This is a genomic window from Pseudomonas sp. H1_G08 (assembly GCF_054681355.1).
Map to the genome: position 1 here is coordinate 5045750 of NZ_CP162822.1, position 23091 is coordinate 5068840.

General features: G+C 59.7%; 19 protein-coding genes. 6 read left to right on the top strand and 13 right to left on the bottom strand.

Annotated features, from left to right (window positions below; all coding sequences use genetic code 11):
- Positions 1–49: 49 nt before the first annotated feature.
- The gene (locus AB4N85_RS22915) at positions 50–847 is read left to right on the top strand and encodes a MetQ/NlpA family ABC transporter substrate-binding protein (RefSeq protein WP_041477458.1); all 798 of its coding nucleotides are present in this window, start codon (positions 50–52) and stop codon (positions 845–847) included.
- Positions 848–1677: 830 nt separating this feature from the next.
- On the opposite strand, the gene AB4N85_RS22920 is transcribed toward AB4N85_RS22915, so the two are convergent.
- Positions 1678–2838: an AAA family ATPase gene (locus tag AB4N85_RS22920; RefSeq protein ID WP_056787044.1), complete on the bottom strand. Its 1161-nt coding sequence runs from the start codon at positions 2836–2838 to the stop codon at positions 1678–1680.
- 146 nt (positions 2839–2984) lie between these two features.
- Between AB4N85_RS22920 and AB4N85_RS22925 the strand changes: the two genes are divergently transcribed.
- From AB4N85_RS22925 to AB4N85_RS22935, 3 genes are read left to right on the top strand one after another with little or no spacing between them, the layout of a single operon-like run.
- Complete coding sequence (locus tag AB4N85_RS22925; protein ID WP_041477459.1) at positions 2985–4088, top strand: efflux RND transporter periplasmic adaptor subunit; 1104 nt, start codon at positions 2985–2987, stop codon at positions 4086–4088.
- Positions 4085–5149 carry an efflux RND transporter periplasmic adaptor subunit gene (locus AB4N85_RS22930; protein ID WP_041477460.1) on the top strand — a complete coding sequence of 355 codons (1065 nt, stop codon included), beginning with the start codon at positions 4085–4087 and terminating at the stop codon, positions 5147–5149. The genes AB4N85_RS22925 and AB4N85_RS22930 overlap by 4 nt, the downstream gene beginning before the upstream one ends.
- Complete coding sequence (locus AB4N85_RS22935; RefSeq protein ID WP_056787048.1) at positions 5146–8199, top strand: efflux RND transporter permease subunit; 3054 nt, start codon at positions 5146–5148, stop codon at positions 8197–8199. Before AB4N85_RS22930 ends, AB4N85_RS22935 begins: the two co-directional genes overlap by 4 nt.
- Before the next feature lie 90 nt (positions 8200–8289).
- Here AB4N85_RS22935 and AB4N85_RS22940 read toward each other — a convergent pair whose 3' ends face one another.
- Together AB4N85_RS22940 and AB4N85_RS22945 are read right to left on the bottom strand one after the other, a co-directional pair.
- Positions 8290–8919 (bottom strand): class I SAM-dependent methyltransferase, encoded by a 630-nt coding sequence (locus tag AB4N85_RS22940; protein WP_460066028.1) that lies wholly within the window; start codon positions 8917–8919, stop codon positions 8290–8292.
- 105 nt (positions 8920–9024) lie between these two features.
- On the bottom strand, positions 9025–9381 hold the full coding sequence (locus AB4N85_RS22945; RefSeq protein WP_041477463.1) for a DUF6124 family protein: 357 nt from the start codon (positions 9379–9381) through the stop codon (positions 9025–9027).
- Between the two features lie 457 nt (positions 9382–9838).
- Here AB4N85_RS22945 and AB4N85_RS22950 point away from each other — a divergent pair, with 457 nt between their 5' ends.
- Together AB4N85_RS22950 and AB4N85_RS22955 are read left to right on the top strand one after the other, a co-directional pair.
- Complete coding sequence (locus tag AB4N85_RS22950) at positions 9839–10648, top strand: hypothetical protein (RefSeq protein WP_252868602.1); 810 nt, start codon at positions 9839–9841, stop codon at positions 10646–10648.
- Positions 10649–10714: 66 nt separating this feature from the next.
- The gene (locus tag AB4N85_RS22955; RefSeq protein ID WP_252868603.1) at positions 10715–12646 is read left to right on the top strand and encodes an RHS repeat domain-containing protein; all 1932 of its coding nucleotides are present in this window, start codon (positions 10715–10717) and stop codon (positions 12644–12646) included.
- A 77-nt stretch (positions 12647–12723) separates the two neighbouring features.
- Here AB4N85_RS22955 and AB4N85_RS22960 read toward each other — a convergent pair whose 3' ends face one another.
- From AB4N85_RS22960 to tcyJ, 10 genes are all read right to left on the bottom strand, one after another.
- Complete coding sequence (locus tag AB4N85_RS22960; RefSeq protein WP_016772208.1) at positions 12724–13368, bottom strand: methionine ABC transporter permease; 645 nt, start codon at positions 13366–13368, stop codon at positions 12724–12726.
- Positions 13358–14479 (bottom strand): methionine ABC transporter ATP-binding protein, encoded by a 1122-nt coding sequence (locus AB4N85_RS22965; RefSeq protein WP_252868604.1) that lies wholly within the window; start codon positions 14477–14479, stop codon positions 13358–13360. Before AB4N85_RS22965 ends, AB4N85_RS22960 begins: the two co-directional genes overlap by 11 nt.
- A gap of 2 nt (positions 14480–14481) precedes the next feature.
- Entirely contained in the window at positions 14482–15291 is an 810-nt protein-coding gene (locus tag AB4N85_RS22970) for a MetQ/NlpA family ABC transporter substrate-binding protein (RefSeq protein ID WP_056787060.1), read from the bottom strand.
- A gap of 126 nt (positions 15292–15417) precedes the next feature.
- Positions 15418–16776: an LLM class flavin-dependent oxidoreductase gene (locus AB4N85_RS22975; protein ID WP_236168235.1), complete on the bottom strand. Its 1359-nt coding sequence runs from the start codon at positions 16774–16776 to the stop codon at positions 15418–15420.
- On the bottom strand, positions 16776–17969 hold the full coding sequence (locus AB4N85_RS22980) for an SfnB family sulfur acquisition oxidoreductase (protein WP_252868605.1): 1194 nt from the start codon (positions 17967–17969) through the stop codon (positions 16776–16778). The genes AB4N85_RS22975 and AB4N85_RS22980 overlap by 1 nt, the downstream gene beginning before the upstream one ends.
- Before the next feature lie 27 nt (positions 17970–17996).
- Positions 17997–19238 carry an SfnB family sulfur acquisition oxidoreductase gene (locus AB4N85_RS22985; protein WP_150637903.1) on the bottom strand — a complete coding sequence of 414 codons (1242 nt, stop codon included), beginning with the start codon at positions 19236–19238 and terminating at the stop codon, positions 17997–17999.
- A gap of 263 nt (positions 19239–19501) precedes the next feature.
- Positions 19502–20266, bottom strand: a complete 765-nt coding sequence (locus AB4N85_RS22990; protein WP_236168232.1) for a hypothetical protein — start codon at positions 20264–20266, stop codon at positions 19502–19504.
- A gap of 462 nt (positions 20267–20728) precedes the next feature.
- Complete coding sequence (gene tcyN, locus AB4N85_RS22995) at positions 20729–21478, bottom strand: L-cystine ABC transporter ATP-binding protein TcyN (protein WP_076565047.1); 750 nt, start codon at positions 21476–21478, stop codon at positions 20729–20731.
- A 4-nt stretch (positions 21479–21482) separates the two neighbouring features.
- Entirely contained in the window at positions 21483–22148 is a 666-nt protein-coding gene (gene tcyL / locus AB4N85_RS23000; RefSeq protein ID WP_016772200.1) for a cystine ABC transporter permease, read from the bottom strand.
- On the bottom strand, positions 22148–22948 hold the full coding sequence (tcyJ, locus tag AB4N85_RS23005; RefSeq protein WP_016772199.1) for a cystine ABC transporter substrate-binding protein: 801 nt from the start codon (positions 22946–22948) through the stop codon (positions 22148–22150). Before tcyJ ends, tcyL begins: the two co-directional genes overlap by 1 nt.
- Between the last annotated feature and the right edge of the window lie 143 nt (positions 22949–23091).

The following is a 23091-nucleotide window of genomic DNA, read 5'->3' on the forward strand; positions in this document are numbered from 1 at the left end:
ATTAAATGCCGTCGTCGATGACGACCGTGATTTTCGATAAGGACACTGCATGAAAAAGGTTCTGTTGTTTACCGCATTGGCGGCTGCGCTGACGGCTTCTTTCGCCAACGCCGGCGAGAAACTGGTGGTTGCCGCAACGCCGGTGCCCCACGCTGAAATCCTTGAGCTGATCAAACCGACCCTGGCCAAAGAAGGCGTCGATCTGGAAATCAAGGTCTTCACCGACTACGTGCAGCCGAACGTACAGGTTGGCGAGAAGCGTCTGGACGCCAACTACTTCCAGACCAAGCCGTATCTGGACAGCTTCAACCAGGGCAAATACAAGGATGACAAATCCAAGTACCTGGTGACCGTGCAGGGCGTACACGTTGAACCGTTCGGTGGCTACTCGAGCAAGTACAAAACCTTGGCTGAACTGCCGGATGGCGCCACCATCGCCATCCCGAACGAAGGCAGCAACAGCGGCCGTGCGCTGATCCTGCTGCAGAAGGCCGGTCTGATCGAACTGAAAGATCCGAAAAACGCTCTGGCAACGCCGAAAGACATCGCCAAGAACCCGCACAACTTCAAGTTCAAGGAACTGGAATCGGCGCTGCTGCCGCGCGTGCTGAAAGAAGTTGATCTGGACATGATCAATACCAACTACGCGCTGGAAGCCAAGCTCAACCCGCAGAAAGATGCGCTGGTGATTGAAGGCGCTGACTCGCCATACGTGAACTTCCTGGTGGCCCGTGAGGACAACAAGAACAGTGACGCGATCCAGAAACTGGCCAAGGCCCTGACCAGCCCGGAAGTCAAAGCCTTCATCGAGAAGAAGTACAGCGGCGCGGTATTGCCGGCGTTCTGATCTGACGCTTGAGTGAATCCGCTTCAGACGTGAAAACGCCGATGGCCAGTGATGGTCATCGGCGTTTTTGTGTGTCTTGAAAAGCCCCTCACCCTAGCCCTCTCCCAGAGGGAGAGGGGACCGATTGGGGGATGCTGTAGAGGCCCGCCGACCTGTTCGTGCGTCGCTGAATCCATAATCGACTCGGTTCGTCAGGTCGATGTACGACGAAAGACACCACGGTCGGCCCCCTCTCCCTTCGGGAGAGGGTTGGGGTGAGGGGCTTTCGACTTACGCTGTAGTCTTCAACGCCCGGCGCAACGCCCTGAGCAATTTCACGATGTCCTGCGGATCCAGCCGCTGCGGCACTTTTACGTCCATGTTGTTCTTCCTTGTGGTGGATGGGCCGGAGAGTCTGGCCAAAAGCTGTGGGTCCTTGGAGGTCTTTCCTGAAAAAAAGATCCGTCCTACAGCGCAAGGAAAAATAGCCGTCTTATTCCTTCCCGGCAAACCCGCAGAATAATGTTTAAGCGAGATGAATGTGGGCAGCCCAGATGGGCTAAGCAAAATTCGGTCACCCAATATGTGCGCAAAGAGCTGAGTGATGACACCCGGCCTGAGAGTGTGATTGGTGAAGGGGGCAAGTGGTTGGGGTGATTGCCCGTTGGATCAGCGGTGAGGCTCGCCCCTCACCCCAGCCCTCTCCCAAGGGAGAGGGAGCCGATGTCTGGGCTTTTCAAAATCAGGTTCGACTTCAGGCTTTCAGGTCGGCGTAACTCTCGCAAACAACTCGGTGAAGTCCCCTCTCCCTCTGGGAGAGGGTTAGGGTGAGGGGCTTTTCGCTGGCACCCTCAATCCGGCCACTGCCACGCCGGCTCATCCAGCACCCGCTGCCCGACAATCCCGGTCTGGCCCAGCGTCTTCTCCAGCACGATGCAATTGCATTCCGGGTCTTCCTGCAACGCCGAGATCAATCGTCGCGCATGTGACACCACCCACACCTGACACTGCTCCGAAGCGCGAATGATCAGCCGCGCCAGCGCCGGCAGCAGGTCCGGGTGCAGGCTGGTTTCCGGTTCGTTGAGCACCATCAGCGATGGCGGTCGTGGGGTCAGCAGGGCGGCGATCAGCAGCAGATAACGCAAAGTGCCGTCCGACAGCTCTGCCGCTGACAGCGGTCGCAACAAGCCTTCCTGATAAAACTCGATAGCGAAACGGCCACCGGCCAACAATGCGATATTCAGCCGCGCGCCGGGAAACGCATCGCTGATCGCCGCGCTCAGTGCTTGCGGATCGCCAATCTCGATAATTGTCTGCAAGGCCGCCGCCAGATCACGGCCATCGTGGTGCAGGACGGGCGTGCGCGTGCCCAGTTGCGGCTGACGCACCGGCGCGTCGGCATCGCTGCGAAAGTGATCATAAAAGCGCCAGCGCCGGATGAATTCGCGCATCTGAAACACTTCCGGCGAGCTGCGCAGATTGCCGACCTGATCGAACAGGCTGTCGAAGTTCGGCGTGTGTTGCGCCAGCACATCCCAGGCGCGACCTTCACGGGCGCGGATCATCGGGCCGTTGCGGTCGACCAGCAGGCTCGCCGGGCGAAACACCGGGCCGGCCCAGATGCACTCACGCTTGATTTCCGGGTCGAGGGAAAAGCATGAAGTGCTCGGCTCCGGCAGGCCCAGGCCGATGGCGTAACTGAAATCCTCGCCGGCAAATCCCAGGCGCAACCTTTTCACGCCTTGGCGCACCGTCGGCTCGATCGCCACCTCACCGTTGCGCATGCGCCGGCTGATGGTTTCCGGCCCGGCCCAGAACGTCGATTCCAGCCCGCCCTCACGCGCCAGTGCATTGACCACACCGCCCTGGGCGGTTTCCGCCAGCAGGCGCAAGGCGCGGTAGAGGTTGGACTTGCCGCTGCCGTTTGGCCCGGTAATCAGGTTCAGGCGCCCGAGCGGAATCACCAGTTTGTTGATCGAGCGGTAATTGGCCACGGCCAGGGTGTTGAGCATGAAATCCTTCTCCGGGTCACTGCGATACGCGGGCAGCATACCTTTAATGAGATAAATCTGGTGTTGGCGTCCGCAACCGTGGAACCCTGTTCTAAGCTCTGAAGTCGTATCGTCTCGACAGCAGCATTTAAGGCCAAGGAGTGTGCATGGCGGGTCCCGGATTGAAAGTGCTGATGGCCGTGAGCGCCATGGCGTTGCTCACCGCTTGCGGCGACAAGAAGCCTGCTGAGGAATACTTGCCACGGGTCTTTGTGCAAGAGGTCGAACCGGCCAACTACGCCGCAGCGGTGACCCTCACCGGTGATGTGCAGGCGCGGGTGCAGACCCAGCTGTCATTTCGCGTCGGCGGCAAAATCATCCAGCGCATGGTCGATGTCGGCGACCGCGTCACGGCCAAACAGGTGCTGGCCAAACTCGATCCGAAGGATCTGCAGACCAACGTCGATTCCGCTCAGGCCCAGGTCGTCGCCGAACAGGCCCGCGTGAAGCAAGCGGCAGCCGCTTTCGTGCGTCAGCAAAAACTCCTGCCCAAGGGCTACACCAGCCAGAGCGAATACGATTCGGCACAAGCCGCGCTGCGCAGCAGTCAGAGCGCATTGAGCGCGGCGCAGGCGCAGCTGGCCAACGCCAAGGACCAGCTCGGCTACACCGCGCTGATCGCCGATGCACCCGGGGTGATCACCGAGCGCCAGGCCGAAGTCGGCCAGGTGGTGCAGGCCACCGCGCCGATTTTCAGTCTAGCCCGCGATGGCGACCGCGACGCGGTGTTCAATGTCTACGAATCGCTGCTGGCCGAGCGTCCGTCCGATCGTTCGATCGTGGTCAGCCTGCTCGACAATCCCGAGATCAAGACCACCGGCACCGTGCGTGAAATCACGCCGTCGGTGTCGGCGCAATCGGGCACCGTGCAGGTCAAGGTCAGCCTCGACAAGCTGCCGCCGGGCATGCAACTCGGTTCTGTGGTCAGCGCCACCGCAAAAGGCACCGGCAAATCGGCGGTGGAACTGCCCTGGTCGGCGCTGACAAAAAACGTCAGCGACCCGGCGGTATGGCTGGTCGATGACAAGGGTGAAGCGCAGTTGCACACGGTCACGGTCGGTCGCTACCTGACCGGCAAAGTGATCATCAGCGAAGGCCTCAAGGGCGGCGAGAAAGTCATTGTCGCCGGCGGCCAGTTGCTGCACCCCGGCATGAAAGTCGAGATTGCCGAAAACACCTACAAGGATCTGCAACCGGGAGCGCAGCCATGAAGCGCCTCGGACTGTTGTGCATGGCGCTGCTGCTGGGCGCCTGCTCGGAAAAGGAAACCCCGCCGGAACCGGTACGTCCGGTGCTCTCGGTCACGGTCAAAGCGCTCAACGAAGAAAGCCTCGGACGCTTTGCCGGCAGCATTCAGGCGCGTTACGAGAGCAACACCGGTTTCCGCGTCGGTGGACGCATCGCCAGCCGCAACGTCGATGTCGGCGCCGAGGTGCAGAAGGGCACCTTGCTCGCCACCCTTGATCCGTCCGATCAGCAAAACCAGTTGCGTTCGGCGCAGGGCGATCTGGCGCGGATCCAGGCGCAGCTGATCAACGCGCAGGCCAATGCACGCCGTCAGCAAGCGCTGTTCGATCGCGGCGTCGGTGCGCAGGCGCAACTGGACGTCGCCAACACCGATCTGAAAACCACTCAGGCCTCGCTCGATCAGGCACGCGCGGCGGTCAGCCAGAGCAAGGATCAACTGAGCTACACCGAGCTGCGCTCCGATCACAAAGCCGTGGTCACCGCGTGGAACGCCGAAGCCGGGCAAGTGGTAACTGCCGGCCAACAGGTGGTGACGCTGGCGCAGCCGGACATCAAGGAAGCGGTGATCGATCTGCCCGATACGCTGGTCGATCAGTTGCCCAGCGACGTGGTGTTCTCGGTGGCCGCGCAACTCGACCCGAGCATCAACACCACGGCGATCATCCGCGAGATCGAACCCCAGGCGCAAAGCGCCACGCGCACCCGCCGCGCGCGCCTGACCCTGTCGGATACGCCGGACGGTTTCCGCCTCGGCACCGCGATCAGCGTGACCCTCAGCTCGGCGATCAAGCCGCGCATCGAACTGCCGGTGACGGCGTTGCAGGAAGCCGACGGTAAAACCCGGATCTGGGTCATCGACACGCAGAACAAAACTGTCAACCCGCGCGACGTCAGCGTGGTCAGCCGTGGCGACAACAGCGTGGTGCTGGCCGGTGGCGTGCAAAACGGCGAGCGCGTGGTCAGCGCCGGCGTCAACAGTCTCAAACCCGGACAATCGGTAAAACTTGACGAGGACAGTCAATGAAAGGCTCTTTCAACCTCTCCGAATGGGCCTTGAAGCACCAGTCATTCGTCTGGTACCTGATGTTCGTCGGACTGCTGATGGGGGTGTTCTCCTACTTCAATCTCGGCCGCGAAGAAGACCCGTCATTCACCATCAAGACCATGGTGATCCAGACCAAATGGCCGGGCGCGACCCAGGAAGAAACCCTCAAGCAGGTCACCGACCGCATCGAGAAAAAACTCGAAGAGCTCGATTCCCTCGATTACGTGAAAAGCTACACCCGCCCCGGCGAATCGACGGTGTACGTGTACCTGCGCGACACCACCAGCGCTGAGGACATTCCGCAAATCTGGTACCAGGTGCGCAAGAAGATCGACGACATTCGCGGCCAGTTTCCCCAGGGCATTCAGGGGCCGGGGTTCAACGATGAGTTCGGTGACGTGTACGGCTCGGTCTACGCCTTCACCGCCGACGGCCTGACCATGCGCCAGTTGCGCGATTACGTGGAACAGGCGCGGGCCGAGATCCGCAACGTGCCGGGGCTGGGCAAGATCGAAATGGTCGGCCAGCAGGACGAAACGATTTACCTGAATTTCTCCACGCGCAAACTTGCCGCGTTAGGTATCGACCAGCGCCAGGTGGTGCAGAGCCTGCAATCGCAGAACGCGGTGACTCCGGCCGGGGTGATCGAGGCGGGGCCGGAGCGGATTTCCGTGCGCACCTCGGGCCAGTTCGAGTCGGAGAAAGATCTGGCCGAGGTCAATCTCAAGCTCAACGATCGCTTCTATCGTCTGGCCGACATCGCCGAGATCAGCCGTGGCTACGTCGACCCGGCGACACCGGAATTCCGCTTCGACGGCAAACCGGCGATCGGCCTGGCGATTGCCATGCAGAAGGGCGGCAACGTTCAGGAATTCGGTAAGGCGCTGCACGAGCGAATCGACCAGCTCACCGCTGACTTGCCTGTCGGCGTCGGCGTGCACACCGTTTCCGATCAGGCGGTGGTGGTGGAAGAGGCCGTCGGCGGTTTCACCAGCGCGCTGTTCGAAGCGGTCATCATCGTGCTGGTGGTGAGCTTCATCAGCCTCGGCGTGCGCGCCGGTCTGGTGGTGGCCTGCTCGATTCCGCTGGTGCTGGCCATGGTCTTCGTGTTCATGGAATACAGCGGCATCACCATGCAGCGGATTTCCCTCGGCGCGCTGATCATCGCCCTCGGTCTGCTGGTGGACGACGCGATGATCACCGTGGAAATGATGGTTACGCGCCTGGAAATGGGCGAGAGCAAGGAGCAGGCGGCGACGTTCGCCTACACCTCGACGGCATTCCCGATGCTCACCGGTACGCTGGTGACCGTCGCCGGTTTCGTGCCCATTGGTCTCAACGCCAGTTCGGCGGGTGAATATACGTTCACGCTGTTTGCGGTGATTGCCGTGGCGATGATCGTCTCGTGGGTGGTGGCGGTGTTCTTCGCACCAGTGATTGGCGTGCACATCCTCAGCGACAAGGTGAAGGCCCACGATGCCGAGCCGGGTCGCGTCGGTCGCGCCTTCAACGGTGGTCTGTTGTGGGCCATGCGCAATCGTTGGTGGGCGATCGGCGTCACCGTGCTGTTGTTCGTGCTGGCGGTGTTCTGCATGCGTTTCGTGCAGAACCAGTTCTTCCCCGCTTCCGACCGCCCGGAAATTCTGGTCGACCTGAACCTGCCGCAAAACGCCTCGATCGACGAAACCCGCAAGGCGGTGGACAAGCTCGAAGCGACGCTCAAGGGCGACCCGGACATCGTGCGCTGGAGCACTTACATCGGTCAGGGGGCGATCCGTTTCTACCTGCCGCTGGACCAACAGTTGCAGAACCCGTACTACGCGCAACTGGTGATCGTCAGCAAGGATTTCGAAGCCCGCGAGGCACTCAGCCAGCGCTTGCGTGAGCGCCTGCACAAAGACTTCGTCGGCATCGGCAGCTACGTGCAGGCTCTGGAAATGGGCCCGCCGGTGGGGCGTCCGATTCAGTATCGAGTCAGCGGCAAAGACGTCGATCAGGTGCGCAAACACGCCATCGATCTGGCCACCGAACTGGACAAGAACCCGCACATCGGCGAGATCATTTACGACTGGAACGAGCCCGGCAAAGTCCTGCGCATCGACATCGCCCAGGACAAGGCGCGGCAACTGGGACTGTCGTCAGAAGATGTGGCCAACCTGATGAACAGCATTGTCAGCGGCTCACCGTTGACCCAGGTCGATGACGATATCTACCTGATCAACGTGGTCGGTCGCGCCGTGGATTCCGAGCGCGGTACCCCGGAAACCCTGCAGAACCTGCAGATCGTCACGCCGAGCGGCACCTCGATTCCGCTGCTGGCGTTCGCCACCGTGCGCTATGAACTGGAACAACCGCTGGTCTGGCGTCGCGACCGCTTGCCGACCATTACCATCAAGGCCTCGGTGCGCGACGAGATTCAGCCTACCGATCTGGTGAAACTGCTCAAGCCGTCGATCGATGCTTTTGCCTCGAAACTGCCGGTCGGCTACAAGGTCGCCACCGGCGGCACGGTCGAGGAAAGCGGCAAGGCCCAGGGGCCGATTGCCAAGGTGTTGCCGCTGATGCTGTTCCTCATGGCAACGTTCCTGATGATCCAGTTGCACAGCGTGCAGAAGATGTTCCTGGTCGCCAGTGTGGCGCCGCTGGGGTTGATCGGCGTGGTCCTGGCGCTGGTGCCGACCGGCACGCCGATGGGCTTCGTGGCGATCCTGGGGATTCTCGCGCTGATCGGCATCATCATCCGCAACTCGGTGATTCTGGTGACGCAGATCGATGAGTTCGAGCAGAAAGGCTATGCGCCGTGGGACGCGGTGGTCGAAGCCACCGAACACCGGCGCCGACCGATCCTGCTGACCGCAGCGGCAGCGAGCATGGGCATGATCCCGATCGCCCGCGAAGTTTTCTGGGGGCCGATGGCCTACGCGATGATTGGCGGCATCGTCGTGGCGACCCTGCTGACGCTGCTGTTCCTGCCGGCGCTGTATGTGGCCTGGTACAAGATTCGCGAGCCTGAAAAAGAATCTTCCTGAAGCAAAAGCAAAAGATCGCAGCCTTCGGCAGCGCCTACAGGGAAACGCATTCCAACGTAGGAGCTGCCGAAGGCTGCGATCTTTTGATCTTCAATCAACTCGACGCCACACGCTCGCCAGCCACGGCTGCTGTTCGCGCGGCAAGCCCGCAGGCCGGTAATAATGCTCCAGCTCGACAAACCCCGCCGCCGTCAGCAACCCGCGCCAGGCCTCGAGATCGTGATACGAGCCGTAGCGCGGCCCGTTCCAGCCCTCTTGGTTGTCGCCACGCGGATTGGAACTGAACAGCACGCCACCCGGTTTCAAGGCGTCGTGCAATTGCCCCAGCACTTGCGGCAACACCTGCAGCGGCACATGAAACAGCACGGCATTGGCGAAGATCCCGTCGAAGCGCTCGGCGGGTAGATCAAGCTTGAGAAAGTCCTGCTGCCAGACTTCGCAACCGCTGTCTTCGCGGGCCATGCGCGCGAATTCCTGTGAGCCATCAAGGCCGATCGCGACGTGGCCCATGCGCGTGAAGGTTTGCAAATCCCGCCCCGGCCCGCAGCCGAAATCGAGAATCGTGAAAGGTGCTTCACCGTGAATGTGGCGCAGCAAGGCCTCGATGTTCTGGCTTACATCGTGGTCACGAGTGCCTTCACGGAAATCCTCAGCCACCGAGTTGTAGTGACCAAGGGTGGTGGCGGTGATCTGTTCGAGGTCGCTGGGCGTTTGCTTCATGATCGATGCTGTATTGGCGGCGTGAGGGCGGACTATAAGCCTTTTCACCGGCAAAAAAACGCCGCCTGCGCTGGGGCCAGTGCAGGCGGCAATGGGTGCCAGGCTTCAGTGCTGCTTCGCTCCCAGACAATCGATCGAGCGGTCCATCATCGCCTTGGCCATTTCCAGCAGATGCCAGACCGAAAACACCATGGCCCGATCCGCGCCCCCGAGCTGGTCACCGCATTGATGGACGGTCACCGAGGCGCAGCGCAGCAGATCGGCAACATACAGTTGGGCGTCCTCCAGCGTCACATCTTCGCTGATGCTGTAAACGCGTTTCTGTCCCGCCAACGTGACCTGATTGCCGGCCAGATGCGAGTCGACGGCGCGGCACAGTGCAGAGCGATCCTTGAGCAAATCCTCGGTGAACCGCTTGCTTGAGGTAAGGCTGAGTGGCGGATCGGCAAGATTTTTTTCCATGGGTAAACTCCTGACTTCAAGTGGGAGCCAACCATTTCGCGACTAAACGAGCAGGACGGCGGCTGCACGCGGATCAGTCGCCGGCCGGACAACTGAATCCAGTCACCGCAAAACAGTGACGACCGGAGATTAGCTACAGGATATTTCGGGTACAAGCGGGCAAAATATTCTAGGAATCGTCCTGCAAACCCCCGTGGTTCGGGCTGGCGAAACGACAAAAGTGGTGTAGGAAGCATCTGATTTTTGCGAAGGGCGTTGCCTAAGATAACGCGATCACAAGGGCCTGATTGATGGCCACCTGCCGCCATCGACCTTAGCGCTTATTCAGTCCTCGCGCCAGCCTGTCTGAATGACCGCATGGGTGCGCAAACCTGAATGCAACTGGTAGTTCTTACAGTATCGGGATGGAGAAAACTGGTTCAGTCTCGGCGTATAGACATCAGGGACTCGCGTAGCCGTGAATACCCGCCATGACACCGCCACTCCGACCTTGTCGGTCATTGACCCGCGCGCACTGGTGGTTCGCAGCGTTGCCTATTGCCGACACCCGGATAAAGCCGACATCGAATCGCGCATCACCCGGCAGATCTTTGATGAGGCGGGGCGTCAGGTAGCGTCGTGGGATCCGCGTTTGTACGGCGTTGCGCCCAAGCCGAATCTGGCCACACTCTACGCATTGAGCGGTCAAGACTTACTCGCAGACAGCGTCGACGCCGGTTGGCAGGTGCGGCTGTTGAATGAAGCGGGCTCGATGTGTTCTGGCTGGGATGCGCGGGGCAGTCAGAGTCACCGCCAATACGACGATCTGCTGCGACCGCTAGCCCTCACCGAGCAGGCGCACGACGGGCAGCCTCGCGTGGTCGAGCGCTGGACCTATGCAAAAGCCACCGATGATCACGCACAGCACAACCAGTGCGGTCGACCAATCCGCCACGACGACCCGGCCGGCAATCGGCATTTCGATGGCTACGGCCTCGGTGGCGCAGTGGTGGTGGAGTCGCGACGCTTTTTGATCGAGCTCGAGACGCCTGACTGGCCGCTCGAACCCGACCGGCGGGATGACTATCTCGAGGAAACAACCTACGTCACCCGGCAGACTTTCACTCCAACCGGCGAGTTGCAGCATCACACCGACGCGGTTGGAAACCTCAGAACGCAGCATTACAACATCGCCGGGCAAGCTTGCGCGACCAGGCTGTTGCAGGCCGGCGAGGGCAGGCAGCCGAAGTGCCTGGTCAGCGCGATTCGCTACAACGCGCAGGGTTAGATCGAAAGCGAAACGGCCGGCAACGGCGTCATCGCCCGCGCCGAATACAGCCGCGATGACGGCCGGTTGCTGAGACTGCTCGCCAGTGTCGGCACGCATCCTCCGTTGCAGGATCTGAATTACGTCTACGATCCGGTGGGCAACATCGTCAGCCTGGAAGATAAAACCCAAGCCGTGTCCTGGCTCAACAATCAGCGCATCGATCCGGTCAGTCGGTATCGCTACGACAGCCTTTATCAACTGGTCGAGGCCAGCGGCTGGGAAGTCAGCCAGCCCAGTCATGGCCCGGCCTTGCCTGAGCTGCTGCCAACGCCGCTGGATCCTAATCAACGGCGCAACTACACGCAGAAATTCGACTACGACGCAGCGGGCAACCTCATCACTCGCCATCACAGCGGTGCGCCGGGTTTTTCGATGTACACCTCCCATCGCAGCAACCGAAGCCTGGCGCAGCGCGACGATGGTTCCTTGCCCGGGGAAGCGGAGATAGCGCTGGGATTTGATCCGGCGGGTAATCAGTTGGAGTTGCAACGTGGTCAGGCCATGTGCTGGAACGTACGCAATGAGTTGAGCCGGGTTGTGTTGCTGAAACGTCCGAATGAAAGCGATGACTACGAATGTTATGGCTACGACGAGCCGGGGCATCGGTTGCGTAAAACGACTGTCAGCCAAGCGTCCGGTCAGACGCTGACGGTAGAAGTTCGTTATCTGCCGGGGCTTGAGATTCATCGCGAAGTCGATGGTGTCGAGCGACATGTCTTCAGTGTCGACACCGGGCGCAATCAGGTACGACTGCTGCACTGGCCAAGCGGGGTGGAAAGCGACCAACTGCGTTACAGCCTCAATGATCATCTTGGTTCCAGCGCGCTGGAATTGGATGATGGTGCGGGGATTTTGACTCAGGAGCACTATTACCCGTTTGGTGGCACGGCGTGCTGGGCGGGTAAGAATTCATTGACGGTGAAAAACAAAACGATTCGCTACTCAGGCAAAGAGCGGGATGCGACCGGTCTTTACTATTATGGATATCGTTATTACGCGCCGTGGTTACAACGCTGGACAAGTCCCGATCCTGGCCGAGATATCGATGGAATCAATCTTTACGCAATGCTAGGAAATAGTCCGCTGATTTTCGTTGATGAACAGGGGACGGTCAGAGGTTTGAGTAGCGTTTTGAGCGGCGAAAGTGACGCGGAGCATGCGCGCAGGGCCCATTTCAAATTGCATTTGCTCCCCAGCATCATGGCTAGAAAGGACACGGATAAGAGTTCTGCCATTGGCAAAATTAAAAAGCTGGCGCGCATCCAGAGCGATGTGGCTGCGGATGAATTGCTGGAAGCCGCTGTTGATGTCATATCCAGGGCGAAACTGACTTTCAATATCAATCCGGAAAGCATCCCTGATCTAGAAGGTGATGGCCTCATGAATATGTGGCATCAAGGGGTTAAACCAGGTTTTGCAACGGAGATCCGGGATGGTTTCGAAATGGGCATGTTTGACTATGCTCATTCCCCTTCCAGAATAATAAAAGAGTATGGCTCGCTAGATCATCCGAAATTCAATGGGGATTTCAGGCCTGTTTATGGGGCTTTGAAACTCTCTGCCGGTCTGGCCAGCGCGGGTGGCGCTTCAGCCTATGGGGCTGCTGCCTTCCATCTGAAAGATGAGTCACGTAAATATATGACGTTGACCGGAGTCGACAGCTTTGATCTGAAGCCTTCAATCAATAATCTGGCTTCATTTGGAAATCTGTATCCAGTGTTTCACCAAATGCAATCCAAAACGTGGCAAGTATTGACAAGGATTATGTCGGGTGTCGAAACGGGTCTGGCTTCGCCTGATGAGTATGTGGAGTGGCAATCTCATAACAGCGTGAAGTGGAAAGACATGACGAGTCTGATTTTTCAGACAAGAGAAAACATGGAAAACACGCTTGATCAGGGAAATACCCGGGCTTTTCTGAAAAAAAATTCGATTACTCCAGGTTATGTCGGGTGAACACTCACGGTAGCGCCACCAGTTCGCATCCGATGGTGGGCGCTGGCGTCCCAGCCATCGGAAGCAAAGAGTCTGCTTCACCGCTTGTTCAACCCCCGAGCCAACCGATCCCCACCCAACTGAATCACCGCCACCAGCGCCACCAGCAAGACGATCACCGTCAACATGATCTGGCTGTCGAAGCGCTGATAACCGTAGCGGTAAGCGATATCCCCCAGCCCACCAGCACCAATTGCCCCAGCCATGGCCGACGAATTGATCATCGTCACCAGGGTGATGGTGAAACCGCCGACAATCCCCGGCAGCGCCTCGGGCAGCAGCACATGCCAGACGATATGCCAGCGCCGGCAACCCATGGCCTGCGCGGCTTCGATCAGACCATGGTCGACCTCGCGCAGACTCACTTCGGCGATCCGTGCGAAGAAGGGCGTTGCGGCGATTGTCAGCGGCACCACAGCGGCCCACACGCCATAGGTGGTGCCGACGATCAGGCGGGTGAACGGAATCAGCGCAACCATCAGAATCAGGAACGGGATCGAGCGGAACAGATTGACGAATGCACCCAGCGCACGGTTCAACAGCGGCGCCTCATAGATCCCGCCCTTGTCGCTGGTGACCAGAATCACCGCCATGGGAATCCCCGCCAGCAGCGCGATCAACGACGACACGCCAACCATCAGGAAGGTGTCGATAAAACCCTGCAGCAAGCGATCAAACCACATAGCCCAATACCTCCACTCGTTGCGCCCATTGCCCGGCGCGTTCGCGCAATTGCCCGGCGCTGAACGCCGAGCCGCTGACGGCCAGCAACAGCTGCCCCAGTGCGTGACCCTGAATCCTTTCCACGCCGCCCTGAAGCAGCTTCACTTGGCCACCCAACGCCGCAAACAACGCGGCCAGATCCGGCTCATCAGCGGCACTGCCGGTGAACTGCAAACGCAACACCACCGCTGCATCAGACGCCGTGGATGCCGCCTGCAAACGGCTTTGCAATTCTTCCGGCAAGGCGTGTTGCAGCGGCGCGAGCAAGGTCTGGCTGACCTCGTGTTGCGGATTGCCGAACACTTGCCACACCGGCCCTTGCTCGACCGCATGGCCATGCTCAAGCACGACGACGCGATCGCAGATCTCGCGGATCACTGCCATTTCGTGAGTGATCAGCACAATGGTCAGGCCGAGGCGTTTGTTGATCTCGCGCAACAGGCCGAGGATCGACTGCGTGGTCTCCGGATCGAGTGCCGATGTCGCTTCATCGCAGAGCAGAATGTCCGGGTCATGCACCAGCGCGCGGGCGATGCCGACACGCTGCTTCTGCCCGCCGGAGAGTTGTGCCGGGTAGGCCTTGTGCTTGCTTTGCAGGCCGACCAGTTCGAGCAGTTCGCGCACCTTGTTGTCGCGCTGTTCCTTCGGCACGCCGGCGACTTTCAGTGGCAACTCGACGTTCTGCCAGACGGTCTTGGCCGACATCAGATTGAAGTGCTGGAAGATCATGCCGATACGCCGGCGCAGAGCGACGAGGCGGTCTTCATCGAACTCGCCGATATCGACCTGATCGATCAGCACCCGCCCCGACGTTGGCTGTTCCAGGCGATTGATCGTGCGGATCAGCGACGACTTGCCGGCGCCGCTGCGGCCGATGATGCCGAACACTTCACCACGCTGAATCGCCAGGTCGATGCCCTGCAAGGCCGCGACCGGACCTTGCCGGCCGTCGTAGGTTTTGCCCACGCCAATAAAGCGTACGTGGGCGCGATTCAACTCGGGGTGCAGCTCGGTTTTTTCAGCATTGTGTGGCTCTGGAAGCTCCAGTCGCCGTTGGATCGCGGCAGTCATGTTCAGCTTTCCCAACCGGCCTGATAGAGCTTGCCGTGGGCCTTGTCCAGTGCCGCGCGAACGGCCGGCGAATGCTGATAGATGTCGACGAACTTGATCAGGCGCGGGTCGGTTTTGCTCTTCGGCTGGATGACGAACTGGATCACGTATTCCTTGTGATCGAGACCGTCGAACAGCAGTGCCGAGCCGGCATCGAAGGTCTTCGCCAAGCGGATATAGGCTGGATAACCCTGGACCAGGTCGGCGTCGTCGTACGCGCGCACCAGTTGCACGGCTTCGACCTGAAGAATCCTGATCTTCTTCGGATTGGCGACGATGTCGTCTTCGGTGGCTTTGTAGCCGACGCCCGGTTTCAGGCTGATCAACCCGGCCTTGGCGAGCAATTGCAAACCGCGTCCGCTGTTGATCGGGTCGTTGGCGATGGCGACGCTGGCGCCTTCGGGCAGCTCATCGAAGCTTTTGTATCGCTTCGAATACAGACCGACGTTGTTAATGATCCCAGGAGCGAATGGCACCAGATCGAAACCGGACGCGGCTTTGGCGTTTTCCAGGAACGGAATGTGCTGGAAGTAATTCACATCGATGTCGCCAGCGGCGAGGCTGACGTTGGGCGCGATCCAGTCGGTGAATTCCACCAGTTCGACTTGCAGGCCCTGTTTGGCGGCCTCTTCGACGGCGGCCTCCAGCGGAATCGCAAACGCGGCGGTGGTGCCGATTTTCAGCGGCGCATCGGCAGCAAACACCGCCGAGCTGAACAGGCCGAAGGCCAGGGCCAGTGCTTTGACTGGGTGGGACAGGGTTTTTTTGGTCATGATGAGTTTTCCAGTCAGTGCATAAGATTTGTGGTGCCTGTTGTGGCCTCATCGCTGGCAAGCCAGCTCCCACAGGTTTTGTGTGCGCCGCAGACCCTTGTGGGAGCTGGCTTGCCAGCGATGCTTTTAGCGTCGGTACGAAGAGCCGGCATGTTGCTCAGGCAACTGCGCCTCACCGTGAAACAACTTCTCGCGTAAGGTCCCGCCCTCATATGCAGTCTTGTACGAGCCGCGCCGCTGCAGCTCGGGAATCACCAGTTCGATGAAATCGACATAGCTTTCCGGGGTGACGATGCGGGTCAGGTTGAAGCCGTCCAGACCGGTCTCGGCGATCCACGATTCGAGTTCATCCGCCACCTGCTCGGGCGAGCCGACCACGGTGATGTAGCGGCCACCGAGGGCGTGCTGGTCGAGCAATTTGCGCCGTGTCCAGTCGTTGTTCTGCAGGTTTTTCGTCGCCGACTGAATCGCGTTGCTCTTCACGTACTGGATCGGTTCGTCGATTTCGTACTGGGCAAAGTCGATGCCGGTGGAGGCGGAAAAATGCGCCACGCCGGCCTCGGCACTGGCGTAACTCAGGTACTCGGCATGCTTGGCCCACGCCGCTTCTTCGGTGGCGCCGACGATCACATTGAGGCCCATGAACACCTTGATGTCTTGAGGATTGCGCCCGGCTTCGACCGCGCTGGCACGGACCTTGTCGACCTGCACTTTGGTCGATGGTTTGTTCTGGCCGCTGATGAATACGCACTCGGCATGACGCCCGGCGAAGAGCAAGCCGCGATCGGAGCTGCCGGCTTGGAACAATACCGGCGTGCGCTGCGGTGACGGCTCGCAGAGGTGATAACCCTCGACCTGATAGAACTCGCCCTTGTGCTCGACCTTGTGCACTTTTTCCGGATTGGCGTAGATACGCTCCTCGCGGTCGTTGAGCACCGCGCCGTTCTCCCAACTGCCTTCCCAGAGCTTGTACAACACCTGCAGATACTCTTCGGCCTGGTCGTAGCGGCGGTCATGTTCGACCTGTTCGCGCAGGCCCATGGCTTTGGCGGCGCTGTCCAGATAACCGGTGACGATGTTCCAGCCGACCCGGCCGCGACTCAAATGATCGAGCGTCGACATGCGTCGGGCGAACAGATATGGCGGCTCGTAAGTGAGATTGGCGGTCAGGCCGAAGCCGAGGTTTCTGGTGACGGCTGCCATCGCTGAAACCAGTAGCAGCGGATCGTTGACCGGCAACTGGATCGACTCTTTCAGCGTGACGTCCACCGAGTTCTGGTAGACGTCGTAGACGCCGACGATGTCAGCGATGAACAAACCATCGAACAATCCACGCTCAAGCAACTGCGCCAGTTCGGTCCAGTATTCGATCGTGTTGTAGCGGGTCGAAGTGTCGCGCGGATGCGTCCACAGGCCGTGATTGATATGGCCGATGCAGTTCATGTTGAACGCGTTGAGCAGAATTTTCTTTTTCGCAGCGCTCATCAGATCGTCCCTCGCAGCGGAGGGTTTTCGTCGTTGAGGTAATAATTGCCAACTGCGTGATATTTCCAGCGCACTGGGTCATGCAGGGTATGCACTCGGGCGTTGCGCCAGTGGCGGTCGAGGCCGTGTTCACTCAGCGTCGCCTGGCTGCCGGCCAGTTCGAACAGGGTGCTGCCGGCGGCGAGGGAAATTTCCGTGCTGATCGCCCGCGCTTCGGCAACCGCGATCGATGCGGCGGCGACGGTTTCGGCGTTGGTTTCGGCTTGCGCGGCATCGAGGATTTCGCCGGCACGTTCGAGCAAGGCTTCGGTGGCGTGCAACCGAATGCTCAAGTGGCCGAAGCTCTTCAATGTCAGCGGATCTTCGGTGGCCTTGTCGTTGCCGGAATCGATCCACGGACGGGTTTTGCTGCGCACGAAATGCAAGGCATCTTCGAAAGCGGCGCGGGCAATGCCGGTGTCGATCGCGGCGTGGAGAATCTGCGCCAGCGGGCCGACCGTGGTCGGGCGTTCGAAAGCGCTCTGGAACGGCAGCACATCTTCAGCCGCTACATAGACATCTTCGAACACCACCGAGCCACTGCCAGTGGTGCGCTGGCCGAAGCCGCTCCAGTCGTCGATCACCGTCAGGCCCTTGCTCTCGCGCGGGACGAAGGCCAGTTGCTGTACGCCGTTTTCATCGACCACCGACGTCGGAATGCGCTGCGCGTAAATCGCCCCGGTCGAGTAGAACTTGCGACCGTTGATGCGATAACCAGCGCCGTCGCGTTCGAGGCTGGTGACGCGGTCGTGAGCGGTTTTGGTGCCCAGTTCTGCCAGCGCATTGCCGAAGCGTTGACCGGCGAGGACCTCGGCGTACAGACGTTGTTTCTGTTCATCGCTGCCATTCACGCGCAGCACTTCCAGTGCGTAGAAATGGTTCTGCGGAATTTGCCCGAGTGAACCGTCGGCCTGCGCAATCAGGGCGATGACTTTGGCCAGGGTGACGTTGGAAACACCTGCGCCGCCATATTCCTTCGGCACGCTGATGCCCCACAGGCCGGAGCGGGAAAACACTTCCAGTTCTGCCAATGGCAGGCGGCGTTCGCGGTCGCGCAGGGCGCTGTCGCGTTTGAAATCTTCGGCCAGGTCGCTGGCGACGATCAGGGCTTGCTCATCGCTGGTGATGAGCGCGACGTGATGGGAAAGCGTCATAGGGGGTTCTCCAGATGACTGGTCGTCTCAGATCCAGGAATGGCGAGCCGGCAAAGTGCCGTTCAGGCGATAGGCGCCGACTGCGTGATATTTCCAGCGCACCGGGTCGTGCAGGGTGTGCACGCGGGCGTTGCGCCAGTGGCGGTCGAGGTTGAATTCGGCGAGGGTCGCGCGGCTGCCGGCCAGTTCGAAGAGCTTTTCGCTGGCCAGCAGCGAGATCTCGGTGGTCAGTACTTTTGCTTCAGCCACGGCGATCGAAGCGCGAGCAGCGGACTCAGCAGTGAGTGGCGCCGCGTGAACCTGATCAAGCACTTGTCCGGCCTTGCGCAGCAGCGCTTCGGCGGCGTGCAGTTCGATTTTCAGTTTGCCGATATCGGCGATCACGTAGAGGTCATCGCTGGCGCGCTCGACCTTGGCGTCGATCCATGGCCGCGCGCGGCTTTTGACGAAGTCGATGGCGTCGTCGATAGCACCGCGTGCGATGCCGGCGTCGATGGCCGCTTGAATCAGCTGCGACACTGCCCCTTGGGTGTTCGGCTTGTCGTTGATCTTCCAGTTGTCGATGACCAGGCTCGACTCGACGCGCACGTTGTTCAGCAGGATCGTGCCGCTGGCGGTGGTGCGCTGGCCGAAACCCGACCAGTCATCGACGATGCGCAAACCTGGCGTGCCGCGACGGACGAAGGCCAGCACTTGCTTGCCGTCATCGTTGAGCGCTTTCACCGCGACCCAGTGGGCGAACAGGGCGCCGGTGGAGTAGAACTTCTGGCCGTTGATCACGTAGTCGTCGCCATCTGCACTGATTCGCGCCTTCAGTTCCAAGGTATTTTTCGTGCCGCGTTCCGGGCCGGCATTGCCGATGCGCCAACCTTCCAGAACACTCTGGAACAGCTGCTTTTTCTGCGCTTGGGTAGCGGTGCCGAGCACCAGATGGATGATGCCGAACTGGTTTTGCGGAATCTGTCCGAGCGCCGGGTCGGCGGCAGAAATGATCGCGAATACTTCAGCCAATGTGACGAAGGAAACCTGCGGGCCACCGTATTCGCGCGGGATGGCAATGCTGCCCAGACCGCTGCGGGTGAACTGTTCGATTTCCGACCATGGCAGCTTGCGCTGACGGTCGCGTTTGGCCGCCTGCACGCGGGCGGCCTGCGCCAGCTCGTGGGCGGCCTTGATGGCTTGAGCGTCGTTGCGCAGTACTTGCGCGGGCAACAACAGTGGGGCGATGTCCAGATCGGACTGCAGATTCGCATCTGCCAGACTGGACATCAGTGCCGCTCCCTGGCTGCACGCAATGCCCTGGCGATCTGCACTGGGGTGATTGTGTTCCGGACCATACCTACCTCACATCTCATGAAAAACGCCGCGAAGGGCGGCGATTGAAAGAATGTCCGGTGGTCCGGTGCATATACCCTAAGCGTGTATAAAAATTAAATGAACTAACTTTTAGGAATATGCATAGAAGGGTGGATGTTCGGCTTGGTTAACGAGGTTCAGGTGAGAGATAACTGACCTCCCACCTTGAGCAGGTCTCACTTGGTACGTGATTCAGCGGCCTTGAATTCGGGCTTCAACGGGACTTTCACGTACGGATTCACGCAACCGATTTTCAGTGTGCGCGGCGGTGCCCAGCGCGAGTTGTTACCGACCCGGTCGAGGATGCAGTACGTCACGTCCAGCCGCAGGTCTTCGCCCGCTTCGACAATGACCGCCGGTGGCACCCAGACCTGAATCGGCAGCCCGACATCGGCCGCAGTGAGCGCCGCCAGATCCATGCGCACATCGCCCCAGCGCAGGGTGATGGCGTCGTCTTCGGCCATGTTCAGATAAGGCTCGATAGTCAGCGGCACGCCGCGTTTGATCTGGCTGGGGTTGACGCCCTGGCGGCGAATCGCTTCGGGGATGATCACCGGTGCCAGTTGCTGGTTTTCATCTTCGCAGTGCGCAGCGGGCTGGCCACCCGGGCAATCGAGTTTGACCTGTATCCGCGTCGTTGCCGAAAGCGCGGGGCCCTGGCCGACCTGCATCACGCGGTAGTGAATGCGCGCGGTGCCATTGGCAATGAAACTCTCCGGCACCCGCAGGCTGACCGACTCGCCCACATCGGCCGCGCTGAGGACTTTCGAAGCGACATAACATTTGTTCCAGAACAGTTCGATCAGATCGCCATCGTCCATGCCGCAGTAGGGCGGCACGTCGATGAGCAGGTGAGCTGCCGTTGCCAGGTTGATGCCGGTTTTTTGTGCGCATGCCAGCGTTGGCGCTGCAAGTTCGGGTGTGTGCGAAGTGCGGGTCATCGGTTTCTCTCCTTGAAGTCTTGCAGCGAAATCCGTTTCTGGAAAACAAAAAAGGCGCGAATCAACTGGCAATAAAAGCGACAAGTATTTGCTCGGTATTAGTGCGGGTTGTTTGAACTAATGGGCGCCGGTTGCCGACTAGATAAAAGTCTGCGGAGAGGGGTGTCAATAGAGGGGATTAGTTAATGCGTAAATTACAAGTTAATCAGAAAGCTCCTACGTCATCGAGGCACTAAGCCTAGGCGTAAGCGCGAAATCAGCTACAGATAAACAGCGGTTTCGCGGCGTTTTGTGCGGGTTCGTTCACCGGCAAACGTGTGGAAATATGACGAGTCGAGAACGTGCGTCATCGTTGCGCAATGTATATCTGCGCGCACAAGTAATAAATGTTTAGAAGAATGAAATGCCGGGGGAGGGATAACTTCCGTCCGTGGAAGTTGAGGGCTGTGGCAGAGAAAGTTCTCAGGCGTGATTCAGAAACTTGCTGAGAAACTGTTTGGTGCGTTCTTCTTTCGGGTTGGCAAACAGTGCCTTGGCTTCACCTTGTTCAACAATTACGCCCTTGTCGAAAAACACCACGCGATTGGCCACGTCACGGGCAAAACCCATTTCATGGGTGACAATCACCATGGTGCGATTTTCTTCGGCAAGACCGCGAATGGTCGCCAGCACTTCGCCGACCAGTTCCGGGTCGAGGGCGGAGGTCGGTTCGTCGAACAGAATGACTTCCGGCTCCATCGCCAGCGCCCGGGCAATTGCCACGCGCTGTTGCTGTCCACCGGAAAGCCGGCGCGGATACGCGTCCTCCTTGCCGGCAAGCCCCACTTTGGTCAGCAGCTTTTTACCCAGAGCAACTGCCTGGTCGCGCGGCATCTTCTTGACCACGATCGGGCCTTCGATGACGTTTTCCAAAGCGGTGCGATGGGGGAACAGGTTGAAGTTCTGGAACACGAAGCCGACGTGCTGGCGCAGGTTGCGCACCAGGCTTTGCTGCTGGTTCAGCGGGCGGCTGGTATCGATTTCGATATCGCCGACCTTGATCCGGCCGCTGGTGGGTTCTTCGAGGAAATTCAGGCAACGCAGGAACGTCGTTTTCCCCGAACCACTGGGACCGATGATCGCGACGACTTCGCCTTCCTTTACCTCAAGGTCGATGCCGTTGAGCACGACCTGTCCCTTGAATTGCTTGGTCAGTTTTTCCACGACAATCATCGCGTCAGGACTCCTGGTCGTGCCGATTGACCCGCTCTTCCAACTTGTTCTGCAAGTGCGAAAGCACCGTGGCCAGAATCCAGTAGATCAGCGCGGCGGCAAGATACATGGTGAAGACTTCAAAAGTCCGGGCGGTAATCAGCTGCGCCTGACGGAACAGCTCCGGCACCTGAATGGTCGCGGCCAGCGCCGTGTCCTTGACCAGCGAAATGAAGCTGTTGCCCAGCGGCGGCAATGCCGTGCGCATCGCTTGCGGCAGGATGGCCCGGCGCAGGGTCTGCGCGCGGGTCATGCCGATACTCGCAGCGGCTTCCCACTGACCGCGTTCGATCGAACCGATCGCGGCACGGAGGATTTCACAGGCGTAGGCGGCCATGTTCAGCGAGAAACCGATCAGCGCTGCTGGCAGCGGATCAAGCTCCATGCCCAGTTGCGGCAAGCCGTAATAGATCACGAACAACTGCACCAGCAACGGCGTGCCGCGAAAGAACGACACGTAGATGCGGGCCAGCCAGCTGACCGATTTGAAGCGCGACAGGCGCATCAGCGCGAGGCCGAAGCCCAGCAGCAGACCGAAGAACATCCCGCCGAGGCTGAGGACTACCGTGTAGTACGCGCCCTTCAACAGAAAGGGCGCGGAATCCAGCGCGAGTTGGAAAGCCTCTTCCATTATTTAGTGACGTCTGCGTTGAAGTATTTCTTCGACAGTTTCTCAAGAGTGCCGTCAGCACGCAGTTCGTCGAGCGCCTTGTTCACCGCAGCCAGCAGTTCAGGCTCGCCTTTGCGCAGGGCGATACCGGATTCCTGACGCGAGAAGGCCTCACCGGCAGCCACGGTTTTCGGGGCTTTCTTGGCGTATTCGAGGGCAGCCAGACGGTCGATCAGGATGGCATCGGTACGACCGTTGTTGAGGTCGGCGAACTTGGTCGGATCATCGTCGTAGGTGCGCACGTCAGCGCCCGGCACGTTGGCGCGGACCCACTGCTCGTAGTTGGTGCCCAGGCCGACACCGACTTTCTTGCCGGACAGGTCAGCGGCGGTCTTGATGTTCAGCGCCGACTCTTTGCTTTTCAGCACGAGGGCCTGAATGCCGGAGACGGTGTAGGGTTCGGAGAAGTCGTACTTCTTCTTGCGCTCGTCGGAGATGGTCACTTGGTTGACCACCAGATCCAGACGCTTGGATTCCAGTGCGGCGAGGATGCCGTCCCATTTGGTCGGCTGGATCTTGGCTTTGACGCCGAGTTTCTGCGCCAGGGCTTCGGACAGCTCCACTTCAAAACCCGACAGCTTGCCGTTCTCGTCGACATAGCTGAACGGGGGGTAAGTGCCTTCCAGGCCGACGTTGAGAACGCCCTTGTCCTTGATCTGTTGCAACTGCTCACCGGCCACTGCCTGACCGATCAGGCCGGCGCTCAGTGCCAGACCCAGCGAACCGACCAGCAGAGTGCGACGTAGTGCGGAAAAATTCATGACAAGCCCCTGTGTTTTCTTATGGAAGACGCTTAAGGAATGTAGGCAAATTGGTGATTTGGACGACAGCGCTATCCTGCCTTAGAGCAGCTTAAGCGTCTCGCCCGAAATTCGCCTGCGGCGAGACTATAAGATGTGATCGT